The sequence below is a fragment of the Microbacterium sp. Leaf179 genome (genome assembly GCF_001423785.1).
Classification (GTDB): Bacteria; Actinomycetota; Actinomycetes; order Actinomycetales; family Microbacteriaceae; genus Microbacterium.
The window spans coordinates 869,632-882,092 of record NZ_LMPH01000001.1 but is presented as its reverse complement, the minus strand read 5'-3'; the positions used below and the strand labels follow the sequence as shown (position 1 = coordinate 882,092).

General features: G+C 69.6%; 7 protein-coding genes and 1 pseudogene. All 8 read right to left on the bottom strand.

Annotation, left to right across the window (positions count from 1 at the left end):
* Positions 1-32: 32 nt before the first annotated feature.
* On the bottom strand, positions 33-536 hold the full coding sequence (gene tsaE, locus ASF96_RS04080; protein ID WP_055833937.1) for a tRNA (adenosine(37)-N6)-threonylcarbamoyltransferase complex ATPase subunit type 1 TsaE: 504 nt from the start codon (positions 534-536) through the stop codon (positions 33-35).
* Positions 533-1,654 carry an alanine racemase gene (alr, locus tag ASF96_RS04075; protein ID WP_055833933.1) on the bottom strand — a complete coding sequence of 374 codons (1,122 nt, stop codon included), beginning with the start codon at positions 1,652-1,654 and terminating at the stop codon, positions 533-535. Before alr ends, tsaE begins: the two co-directional genes overlap by 4 nt.
* Positions 1,655-1,782: 128 nt before the next feature.
* Positions 1,783-2,130 (bottom strand): annotated as a pseudogene (locus tag ASF96_RS04070) (holo-ACP synthase); the annotation flags it as partial.
* A 239-nt stretch (positions 2,131-2,369) separates the two neighbouring features.
* On the bottom strand, positions 2,370-4,220 hold the full coding sequence (gene glmS / locus ASF96_RS04065) for a glutamine--fructose-6-phosphate transaminase (isomerizing) (protein ID WP_055936147.1): 1,851 nt from the start codon (positions 4,218-4,220) through the stop codon (positions 2,370-2,372).
* A gap of 10 nt (positions 4,221-4,230) precedes the next feature.
* Entirely contained in the window at positions 4,231-5,244 is a 1,014-nt protein-coding gene (locus ASF96_RS04060) for an HTTM domain-containing protein (protein ID WP_162239398.1), read from the bottom strand.
* A gap of 5 nt (positions 5,245-5,249) precedes the next feature.
* Positions 5,250-6,062, bottom strand: a complete 813-nt coding sequence (locus ASF96_RS04055) for a DUF5819 family protein (RefSeq protein WP_156458717.1) — start codon at positions 6,060-6,062, stop codon at positions 5,250-5,252.
* Complete coding sequence (locus ASF96_RS17335; RefSeq protein ID WP_235560521.1) at positions 6,055-7,320, bottom strand: hypothetical protein; 1,266 nt, start codon at positions 7,318-7,320, stop codon at positions 6,055-6,057. The genes ASF96_RS04055 and ASF96_RS17335 overlap by 8 nt, the downstream gene beginning before the upstream one ends.
* Positions 7,321-8,688: 1,368 nt before the next feature.
* The coding region (locus ASF96_RS17610) for a choice-of-anchor G family protein (RefSeq protein ID WP_442922467.1) at positions 8,689-12,284 on the bottom strand (3,596 nt) is incomplete at its 3' end.
* Positions 12,285-12,461: the final 177 nt, after the last annotated feature.

Below are 12,461 nucleotides of genomic sequence, written 5' to 3'. Positions count from 1 at the left end.
GCAACCGTGTCGCGATTCCGCGACACGTCCCGTCAGGGTCGGCGCGAGATGGTCACCGTGCGCGGGGCGTCGGCGTCGAGCTCGACGGTGTGCACCGCGATCTCACCGCAGGCGTTGTCGACGCCGCGGCCGCCGGTCTGACGGTCGATCTCGATCTCCCACCACGTGTCGGCGAGGTACTCGGCCACCCCGCTCCCCCACTCGACGACGACGGCGGAACCCGCCACGTCGATGTCGAGGTCGTCCAGCTCGACCGCGGCCCCCAGGCGATAGGCGTCCACGTGCACGAGCGGCGTGCCGCCCCCGAGCGAGGGATGCGTGCGCGCGATCACGAACGTCGGGCTCTGCACCGGACCCCGGATGCCGAGTCCCTCACCGATCCCGCGGGTGAGGGTCGTCTTGCCGGCGCCGAGCGGGCCGGTCAGCACCACGACGTCGCCGGGAGCGAGCGCGCGCCCGACGGCGCGGCCCAGGTCCTCCATGTCGGCCGGCCCCGCGACCTCGCGCACGCCCAGCAGCTCGTGGGGAACGCTCACGCGCCCACCTCCCGCCGGGGGACCCGGACCCCCACGCGCGTGACGATCTCGTAGTCGATGGTGTCGGCGGCATCCGCCCAGTCCCGCGCCGACGGCACGCCCAGCGTCGGGTCGCCGAACAGCACGACCTCGTCGCCCACCGTGACCGGGTGATCGCCGACGTCGACGACGAACTGGTCCATCGCGATGCGGCCGGCCACCGTGAAGCGGCGCCCGTTGATCGACACCGATCCCCGACCCGACGCCTGGCGGGGCACGCCGTCGGCGTAGCCGAGCGGAACGAGCGCCAGCGTCGTGTCGCTCTCGGTGCGGTAGTCGTAGCCGTACGACACCCCGGTGCCCGCGGGCACGCGCCGCACCGCCGCGACGGCGCCGCGCAGTGTCATCGCCGGGCGCAGCCCCAGGTCGGCGGGCGTCCGGTCGTCGAACGGCGAGACCCCGTAGAGACCGATGCCGATGCGCACGCATCCGAGTCGCGCCTCGGGCAGGGCGATGGCGGCATTCGTCGCCGCGATGTGGCGAAGCGGCGGGTGAAGACCGGCGGATGCCGCCAGGATGACGCCCTCCTCGAACCGGGCGAGCGCGGCACGGTCGTCGGCCTCGCTCGTGTTGGACAGGTGCGAGAACAACCCCACGACGCGCAGCCGCCCGATGCGCTCCAGACGGGCGGCCTCGGAGAACACCACGCGCCAGTCGGCCGGCGCGATGCCGTTGCGCGACAGGCCCGTCTCGATCTTGAGGTGCACCGCCGCCGGGCGATCGCCCTGCGCCGCCTCGCCCGCGCGCAGAAGCTGATCGATGTCGGAGATGCCGAGCTCGATGTCGTTTCGCACGGCCTCGCCGAACGCCGCGCCGGGCGCGTGGAGCCACGCGAACAGCGGAGCGCGGATGCCCGCTCGCCGCAGCGCCAGCGCCTCGTCGATGTCGGAGACGCCGATGCGGGCCGCTCCCCCGCGGAGCGCCGCGACCGCGGCACGGTAGGCGCCGTGGCCGTACCCCTCGGCCTTGACGACCGCGATGATCTCGGAGTCGGTGAGCTTTCGCAGGTGACGCACGTTCTCGGTGATCGCGTCGACATCGATGAGCGCTTCGCGCAGCACGCCGGGTGCCATTCTCATGCGGTGTCCTCTCGGGTGGTCTCGGGGGCGGATGCCGGGGGCCCGTCGATCGCGACAGGCTCGACGCCCGCGCTCGTCGGCGCGGGCTGCCGGGCCGCGATCGCACCGGGCGCCGGAGCGACCTCGCTCGCTTCGGCGATGACGTACGCCGTCGCGAGGCCCGCATCGTGCGACATCGACAGGTGCAACGCGGTGATCCCCCGCTCGGCGACCGTCGCGGCGGTCTCACCGCGGAGCGCGAACACGGGCCGACCCGAGGGCTCGGACGCCACCTCGATGTCGGTCCAGTGCACGCCGTCGGACCCGCCGAGCGCCTTGATCAGGGCCTCCTTCGCGGCGTACCGGGCGGCGAGCGATCGCGGCTTCAGCACGCGCTCGGCCGGGGCGAACAGGCGGGGAAGAAGGCGCGGGGTGCGCGCGAGCGTCGCGGCGAACCGCGGAACGTCGACCACGTCGACGCCGATTCCGACGATCATGCGCCCTCCCCTCGTGGCATCCTCTCCATTCTGCCGGTGCCGGCCGACATCGGCCGCGGCGGGCCGATCCGACGCGGGCCGAACTCCGGAGAAAAGGCATCCAGGGCCGCTCCCGAGGTCGCTTCACCCTCAATCGAGCGAGAACCCAGGAGTTCGGCCCGGCTCGATCGGCGCTCCGCGATGCGAGGAACGACGAAGGGGCCGGATGCCACGGCATCCGGCCCCTTCGCACGAGACGACTACTCGACCGTCACCGACTTCGCCAGGTTGCGCGGCTGGTCGACGTCGAGACCCTTGGCCTCGGCCAGGCTCATCGCGAAGATGTGCAGCGGCACGACCGCCAGCAGCGGCTCGAAGAGCGGGGCCGCCAGCGGAATGCGCAGCACCTCGTCGGCCGCGGGCAGCACGGCGACGTCGCCCTCTTCGGCGATCGCGATGACGCGGGCGCCGCGGGCGCGGATCTCCTGGATGTTCGAGACGACCTTCTTGTGCATCTCGCCCGAGCCGCGCGGCGAGGGCACGACGACGAAGACGGGCTGGCCGGGCTCGATCAGCGCGATGGGGCCGTGCTTGAGCTCACCGGCAGCGAAGCCCTCGGCGTGGATGTACGCCAGCTCTTTGAGCTTGAGAGCACCCTCGAGCGCGATGGGGTACCCCACATTGCGACCGAGGAACAGCACCGAGCGGGTGTCGGCCATCCAGTGCGCCAGCTGCTCGATGCGCGCCTGCTCGGTCTCGAGCACGCGGGCGATCTTGCCCGGAACGGCCTCGAGCTCGGTGACGGCCTCGACGGCGACGACCGGGTCGATGGCTCCGCGGACACGACCCACGTGCAGGGCGAGAAGGTACAGCGCGGTGATCTGCGCGACGAAGGCCTTCGTCGAGGCCACGGCGACCTCGGGTCCCGCGTGCGTGTAGACGATGGCATCCGACTCCCGCGGGATGGTGGCACCCTGCGTGTTGCAGATCGACAGCGTCTTGGCCCCCCGCGAGCGGGCGTACTTCACGGCCATGAGCGTGTCCATCGTCTCGCCCGACTGGCTGATCGAGACGACCAGCGTGCGCGCGGACAGCACCGGGTCGCGGTAGCGGAACTCGTGGGCGAGCTCGACGTCGACGGGAACGCGGGTCCACGTCTCGAGCGCGTACTTGCCGACCATGCCGGCGTAGGCGGCCGTTCCGCACGCGATCACGAGGATGCGGTCGATGTCGGCGAGGAAGTCGTCGAGCCCCTCGAGCTCGGGGATCTCGACGCGGCCCTCGTGGATGCGACCGCGGATGGTGTTCGCGACGGCCTCGGGCTCCTCCGAGACCTCCTTGGCCATGAACGACGACCAGCCGCCCTTCTCGGCGGCCGACGCGTCCCACGTGACCTCGAAGGCCTCGACCTCGACGGGCGCGCCCGAGAAGTCGGTGACCTCGACGCCGTCGGGCGTGATCGCGACGATCTCGTCCTGACCGATGGCGAGCGCGTTGCGGGTGTGCTCGACGAAGGCGGCGACGTCGGAGCCGAGGAAGTTCTCTCCCTCACCGAGCCCGATGACCAGGGGCGAGTTGCGGCGCGCGCCGACGACCAGGCCCGGGTGATCCTCGTGCATGGCGAGCAGCGTGTACGCGCCCTCGAGACGCGAGACGACGGCGCGGAACGCCTGCACCAGGTCTTTGGTACGGGCGTACTCGCGGCCGATCATGACCGCGGCGACCTCGGTGTCGGTCTCGCTGCGGAAGGCGAAGCCCTCGCCGACGAGCTCGCTCTTCAGCTCGGCGAAGTTCTCGATGATGCCGTTGTGGATGACGGCGAGCTTGTCGTCGTCGGCCAGATGGGGGTGGGCGTTGGCGTCGGTCGGACCGCCGTGCGTCGCCCATCGCGTGTGGCCGATCCCGGTGGTGCCGTTGGGCATGGGCGAGGACTCGAGGTCGTCGCGCAGCACCGCGAGCTTGCCCGCTCGCTTGCGCATGCCGAGCCCGCCCTGACCGTCGATGACGGCGATCCCAGCGGAGTCGTAACCCCGGTATTCCAGCCGCGACAGACCCGCCAGAAGAATGTCCTGGCTCTGCCGGGGACCCACGTAACCGATGATTCCGCACATGGGTCCGAGTCTACGTGGCGGGACTGAGCGAACCCCGTCGAAGCCCTCGCGCGCGCGCGGCGAGCCGCTCCCATGAGCCGTCGCGAACGAGCAGCAGGTCGAGCGCGATCATCGTCAGCGAAAACGGCCACAGGCCCAGCAGCACTGCGATGCTCAGATGCATGCCCGTGATGAGCACGACCGCGGCGTAACGCGTGGGCTTCCAAAGGATCAGCACGGGGAACAGCAGCTGCACCCAGAGCGCCAGCCCGGTCGCCAGCGCCACCACGGGCGCCGACTGCCACGCCAGTTGGCTGAGCGCCGGCAGCACGTGGAACTGCTCGATGCTCAGGGCGTAGTAGATGGCGGTGCCGTTCAGCCACTCCTCCCCCTCGAGCTTCAGCACGCTCGAGACGAGGTAGACGAGCAGGATCTGGAAGACGCAGAGGATCAGGACCGTGTTGTGCAGCCAGGGCCCGATCCAGGTCGGCATCCGGGCCGGTCGACGCGAAGCCCAGCGCGAGACCCGATCGCCCCGGCGTCGACGCAGCCACGCGTCGACCGAGAAATGACGACTCAGGTCGGCGAAGACCGCGAACAGCAGCACGATGCGCATCAACGTGTCGCCGCCGTTGCCGAGCAGCGTCGTGTTCGTCGACAGGCCCACCCACAGCACCAGCACGACGGGCGTCACCCACCGGGTCTTCCAGCCCGCGATGAACAGCACGGCGAGGACGATCAGCAGGTGGAAGGAGATCTCGAAGACGACCGCGTTGTCCTTCGGGAAGAACACGCGCAGCGGCTCCCACCATCCGCGTCGACTCGCCTCGGGGTCGACCCACCACGCCCCGGCTCCCCAGAGGTAGCGCCGGTCGGCGTAGCTCGGGACCAGCACGATGAGCATCGACACGCCCAGCAGGATGCGCAGGATCGAGAACCCGATCGTCGCGTGCGGACGTTCGGTGAGCCACCCGACGAAGCGCGACCACAGGCGCGACGGCGCCAAGCGCTCGCGCACGGCGGCCGGGCGGGAAAGGGATGCCAACACGCTCATCGTCCCGTGTACCTCTCGATGACCTCGTCGTAGATGGCGACGACCTCGTCGGTCGGCGCGGTGCCCGGTTGCCGCCACCCGAACGTCGTGTACGACAGCTCGGTCTGGCGCTCCTCATCGAAACGGTGCAGGAAGTCGTTCGGGCGGTCGTGCTGCAGGCGCCACCGCACGCGTTCGACATCACGGTCGAAGTAGGCGGTGCCGAAGGCGGCGGCGAAGCGCACGAGCATGTAGTCGTAGCGCAGGTACCGCACCGCCGCGGCGCGGCTGCCGCCGACCTCGTCGAGCTCCTCGAGCAGTTCGTCGACGCCGATGGGCGAATACGATCCCCCGCCGAGACCCCGGATGAAGGTGTCGCGCACACGCTCGCGCTGCGCGTCATCCAGAGCCTGGTATCTCGTCAAGAAGGCCTGCGCGGCGTTGAAACTGTTCTTCGAGATGCGCGAGGGCATCGGGATGCCGCGAGCCGAGGTGAATTCGAGGTCGGTGACGTCGACCCACTCGCTGCGCACCAGTTCGTCCCCCTCGCGCCACTGCACCTGAATCTGCAGATTGCGGTTGACCTTCATGATGTTCGGCGCGAACACGTTCCACCGCTGCGAGAAGTACGGAGAGAACGCCTCCGACACGATCGGGCGGGTCGGACTGGTCGGCACCGTGAAGGATCCGGCGACGAAGGCGTAGCCCGCGACGATCGCGAGGGTCACGATGGCGGCGACCGCCGCGGCCCTGCTCGACCGCACGGCGGGAGGACGCCCCTCTCCCAGCCCCGCTGCGGGGGCGTCCTCCACCAGAGTCGTCTCACTCACCGTCGTCCACCTTCACGACCTCGCGGCGACGCAGTGCCCACAGGCCCGCTCCGAGGAAGAGCAGGATCGCCGCTCCTCCCGCCATCAGCGGCGCTTGGACCTCGACACCCGTGCGGGCCAGCCCGCCATTGCCGCCGCTGTTTCCGTTGCCGGCCGGCCCGCTCCGCTCGGAGTCCACCACCACGAAGTCGGTGTTCTCACGCTCGGCCGGCAGATCACCGGTGATCGATCCGCGCACATCGACCCGGTGAGCACCGAGTTCGAAGTCGGGACCGACCGCGAACGACATCCGCGCCATTCCGGTTGCGTCGGCGGTGACCGGCGTCAGCTCGAAGGGCGTCGAGTTGACCGTCGCGAAGACGGTCTCGCCGGGCTGGAAGCCCGAGACGACGACGTTCTGTCGAGCATCGGGTCCGCGAACGATCCGCTCGACCACCACGTCGGCCCGGGCGGTGTCCGTCGGGTCGGCGTCGGTCGCGTCCGCGTCGGCGACGTCCGCGTCGGCAACGTCCGCGTCAGTCGCGTCGGCATCTGCCACGTCGGCATCGGCGTCGGTCGCGTCCGCGTCAGCCACGTCGGCGTCAGCGTCAGCGTCGGCATCCGCAGCGTCGGCGTCGGCGTCAGCCACATCGGCGTCAGCTGCGTCAGCGTCAGCGACGTCGGTGTCAGCAGCATCGGCATCTACGTCGGCCGCGTCAGCGTCAGCCACATCAGCGTCAGCGTCAGCAACGTCGGCGTCGGCGTCGGCGTCAGCAGCATCGGCATCCACGTCGGCCGCGTCAGCGTCAGCAACGTCGGCGTCGGCGTCGGCAACATCGGCGTCAGCTGCGTCGGCGTCAGCGTCAGCGTCAGCGTCAGCGTCAGCGTCAGCGTCAGCGTCAGCAACATCGGCATCCGCGTCGGCCACATCGGCGTCAGCGTCAGCAACATCGGCGTCAGCAGCGTCAGCGTCAGCGACGTCGGCGTCAGCCGCATCGGCATCGGCATCCGCATCGGCTACGTCGGCGTCCACGGCGTCGGCGTCAGCCACGTCAGCGTCAGCAGCATCCGCGTCGGCCACATCGGCGTCAGCGTCAGCAACATCGGCGTCAGCAGCGTCAGCGTCAGCGACGTCGGCGTCGGCGTCGGCAACATCGGCGTCAGCAGCGTCGGCGTCAGCGACGTCGGCGTCAGCCGCATCGGCATCGGCATCGGCATCCGCATCCGCATCCGCATCCGCGTCGGCTACGTCGGCGTCCACGGCGTCGGCGTCAGCCACGTCACGAGGGTGAGATGAGGCCGAGCGTGTCGGGGGTNGTCGGCGTCAGCCACGTCAGCGTCAGCAGCATCCGCGTCGGCCACATCGGCGTCAGAGTCGGCAACATCGGCGTCAGCTGTGTCGGCGTCGGCATCCGCGTCGGCTACGTCAGCGTCAGCAACATCGGCGTCAGCAGCGTCAGCGTCAGCGACGTCGGCGTCAGCGTCAGCAACATCGGCGTCAGCAGCGTCGGCGTCAGCGACGTCGGCGTCAGCCGCATCGGCATCGGCATCGGCATCCGCATCCGCATCCGCATCCGCGTCGGCTNGGCGTCGGCGTCGGCGTCAGCAGCATCGGCATCCACGTCGGCCGCGTCAGCGTCAGCAACGTCGGCGTCGGCGTCGGCAACATCGGCGTCAGCAGCGTCGGCGTCAGCGACGTCGGCGTCAGCCGCATCGGCATCGGCATCGGCATCCGCATCCGCATCCGCATCCGCGTCGGCTACGTCGGCGTCCACGGCGTCGGCGTCAGCCACGTCAGCGTCAGCAGCATCCGCGTCGGCCACATCGGCGTCAGAGTCGGCAACATCGGCGTCAGCTGTGTCGGCGTCGGCATCCGCNGTCGGCGTCAGCCACGTCAGCGTCAGCAGCATCCGCGTCGGCCACATCGGCGTCAGAGTCGGCAACATCGGCGTCAGCTGTGTCGGCGTCGGCATCCGCATCGGCTACGTCGGCGTCCACAGCGTCAGCGTCAGCCACGTCAGCGTCAGCCACGTCAGCGTCAGCCACGTCGGCGTCAACGTCCGCCACCTCCGCGTCTGCACCGTCGGCGTCGATGTCGAGCACGTCCGCGTCGGCGTCGAGCAGGTCGATGTCCAACGCGTCGGCATCGAGCACGTCGACGTCGAGACCATCAGCGTCCGCATCGATGTCGAGCACGTCCGCATCCGCGTCCAACACGTCGACGTCCGCGTCGATGTCGAGAGCGTCGAGCAGGTCGGTCACGTCGATATCGAGGACGTCCAACGCCTCCGCGTCCGCACCATCCGCGTCCGCGTCCGCGTCCGCATCAACATCGGCCACATCGACATCCACATCCGCGGCATCGGCATCGGCATCGGCATCGGCATCGGCATCGGCATCGGCATCGGCGATATCAGCGTCAGCACCATCCGCGTCTGTCACTTCCGCGTCCGCGCCGTCAGCATCCACGACCTCCGCGTCCGCGCCATCCGCGTCGATGTCGAGCACGTCCGCGTCAGCGTCGAGCACGTCGACGTCCAATACGTCCGCGTCCAGCACGTCCACGTCGAGACCATCAGCATCCGCATCGATGTCGAGCACATCCGCATCGGCATCGAGAACGTCCGCATCTGCGTCGACATCGAGNGCGTCCAGCACGTCCACGTCGAGACCATCAGCATCCGCATCGATGTCGAGCACATCCGCATCGGCATCGAGAACGTCCGCATCTGCGTCGACATCGAGAGCGTCGAGCACGTCAGGCACGTCCACGTCGAGAACATCCAACGCCTCCGCATCCGCACCATCCGCATCCGCATCCGCATCCGCATCGGCATCCGCATCGGCATCGGCATCGGCATCGGCATCCACGACCTCCGCGTCCGCGCCATCCGCGTCGACGTCGAGCACGTCCGCGTCAGCGTCGAGCACATCGACGTCCAACGCGTCGGCGTCCAGCACGTCCACGTCGAGACCATCAGCATCCGCATCGATGTCGAGCACATCCGCATCGGCATCGAGAACGTCCGCATCTGCGTCGACATCGAGAGCCGCGTCCAGCACGTCCACGTCGAGACCATCAGCATCCGCATCGATGTCGAGCACATCCGCATCGGCATCGAGAACGTCCGCATCTGCGTCGACATCGAGAGCATCGAGCACGTCAGGCACATCGACGTCGAGAACATCCAACGCCTCCGCGTCCGCACCATCGGCATCGGCATCGGCATCGGCATCCGCATCGGCATCCGCATCCGCGTCCGCATCCGCGCCATCCGCGTCGATGTCGAGCACGTCCGCGTCAGCGTCGAGCACATCGATGTCCAACGCATCGGCGTCCAGCACGTCGACGTCGAGACCATCAGCATCCGCATCGATGTCCAGCACATCCGCATCCGCATCCAGCACGTCCACGTCCGCGTCGACATCGAGGGCATCGAGCACGTCAGGCACATCGACGTCAAGAACATCCAACGCCTCCGCATCCGCACCATCCGCATCCGCATCCGCATCCGCGTCGACGTCCGCGTCGACCGCATCCGCGTCCGTCACGTCGACATCGACGTCGAGGGCGTCGAGGTCGAGCACGTCCACGTCGACGTCGACGAGGTCGAGAACGTCGGCCTCGGCGTCGGCCACCTGGGCCGCCACCGCGAAGGTGACGATGTCGGTGCTGAGATCGATGTCCTGCGTCGCCGACACCGTGTAGGAACCGACGGGCAGGGCCGGGAAGGTCACCGTCCAGATACCCGACGGCGGCACCGTCGCCGTCCGCGACGTGCCCAGCGCGACCTGCACCTGCACCTCGGCGCCGGCTTGACCGGTTCCCGTGATGGTGACGGCACGCGTCGCGTCGGGTCCGGCGACGAGCAGCTCATCGCCGTTGGCCGGGCTCGTGATGTCGACCGGGGTCGCGAGCACGACCTCGAAGGTCACCGAATCGGTGGACTGGTCGGCATCCTGGGTCGCCGTCGCGGTGTACTCGGCGATGCCGAGCCCCACGAACTCGACGTTCCACGCTCCGTCGGCCGCCGCCACCGTGTCCTGCGTGGCTCCGGTGTTCAGGGTCACGGTCACGGCGGCGTTCGGCGCGGCGGAGCCCGAGACGCCCACGGTGGTCGTCGGTGTCAGGCCTCCCACGGCGAACTCGGCGCCCGGACCGGGCTGGCCGATCACGACGTCGGGGGTTTCCGCGACCGTGAAGCTCACCGTGTCGCTCGAGTCGTCGAAGTCCTGACTGGCGGTGGCGGTGTACGAGCCGACGCCGATTCCGGTGAAGGTCGCGGTCCAGTTGCCGGCCCCGTCGACCGGGACCGTCTGGGTCTGCCCGGCGAGTCCGACGGTGATGTCCGAGCCGACGTAGCCGGTACCCGACACCGTCACCGGGGTGAGGTCACCCGCGTCGGCGACGACGATGATCTGGCCCGTGGTGGGGGCGGCGATGGCGACGTCCGGTGCCGCGGCCACGACGAAGGTCACCGTGTCGGTCGACCCGTCGGCGGCCTGCGTCACCGTCGCCGTGTAACTTCCCGGCGCCAGCCCGGTGAACGGGGCAGTCCAGGTCCCTTCCGGGGTGATCGTGGGTGTCTGATCGGGCTGACCGGCGATGGCGACGGTGACGGTCTCGCCGGGTTCTCCGGTGCCCTCGACGTTCACCGTGGTGGTGTCGGTGGGGCCCGGGACGACGAACTCCTGACCGTCGGTCGGAGCGGTGATCGCCACGTCGGCGTTGTCGTCGACGACGTTCGGGCCGACCGTCGCGTTCGCGAGTTCGAGGGTGACGCCACCCGACAGCGGCGGCAGCACCGTGACGATCGCGGCGGTGATCGAGAAGATTCCGGATGCCGTGAACTCGGCCTCACTGCTGCGGTTGTTGACGGTGATGCTCGCCACCGACGGCACGATCGCGTCGATGGCGGGGCTGACCAGGTTGTTCACCGGCGTGATCAGGGCATCGACCGATCCGCCGATGTTCGTCACCAGTCCGCGCAGAGGCGTCGCCAGTGCGCCGACGATGGCACCCACGCCGCCCGGTACCGAGATACCCGCGACCGTGACGTTGCTGACGTTGCCGTCCAGGATCGCGCCGACCGTGGTGTTCAGCGTCACCACGTTCAGCTGGCCCAGTCGCGCACCACCGGTGACGCTCAGTCCGCGCACGGCCTCCGTCAGGGTGGTGGTGACGCGGTCGAGCAGACCGTCGACCAGCGCGACGACCGCGGCTTGGATGGCGTCGACGGTGGCGCCGCTGAGCACCTCGGTGCCCGGCGCCTGGCCGTTCAGCGGCTGGATCTGATCGAGGTCGACGAGGATCGAGCCGGTGCTGAGATCGATCGCGACGCCGGGGTACTGGGGAGAGGTGAGTTGCTCGGTGAGAAGCCCGCTGACGGCCCCGGTGAGGCTCGTCGTGCCGACCTGCACGTTGGCCGCGATGAGCAGGTTGACGGGGCCGAGCAGCGACTGCAGAGCAGAGGTGATACCGGTGTCGACGTTGTCGACGGTGGTCTGCAGGCCCCCCACCGTGGTGTTGATCGTCCCGGTCAGGTTCTGCAGCGTCTGGCTCTGGATCACGAGCCGTCCGCCGGCGATCGTGTAAGTACCCGCGGGGCCACCCGATGCGGCGGCCAGCTCGGCGCGGGAGCTCGAGACCCCGAGGGTGAGATCGAGGTTGCCGATCTCGTTGGTCAGGGTACTGCCGACGGTCGGCGCCAGCGCGTCGACGGCCGTGCCGAGGTTCAGGGTCAGGGGCCCGGCGGCGGGGGCTCCGGTGCCGATGATGCCGCCCGAGCCGACCGCACCCGACGCTCCGATCGACGACGCATCCGGGCTCGCGCTCGCGTACTGCCCGACCACGCCCAGCGAGCCGAGGTTCAGGGGGATCTGCACGCCGGGGCTCACGGTGACGTTGACCGTTCCGAGCGCGGTCAGGTCGAGGGTGTTGTAGCTGGCGACGGTTTCCTGCACACCGTTGTTCTCGGCGGCAGCGCCGTTGATCTGCGCGATCGCGTCGAGGTCGAGCGAGGTGAGGATGCTCCCGCCGAGGAACGTCCCGGTCGCGCGTGCCTCGTCGCCCGCCGCCGCCTGGGCGGCTGTCACGCCGCCGAACAAGCTCAGTGAAGCCGCGCCGACGGCCGCGACCGTCTTGACGGCCGTTCGTCCGAGTCGACTGCCGGTCCACAGCCCACGTCTTCTCGTCACCCCGCCGGGTTCGACGCCCGGCGCTCCCCGCTGCACGCGATCCATGAAGCACTCCCCTTGGTACCCGGATGCCGTGGCGGCACCCATCACGGCCGCCGGAGACAGCCGTGGGGTCAGCTAAGTCGCCTGTGAGGAATCTGTGAACGGCGTCGGCTACCGGTTCGCGTCGGGAACCCGGTAATGCGTAGTGCCTCTGCGCAGCCCTAGGTAGTCGATCGGTAG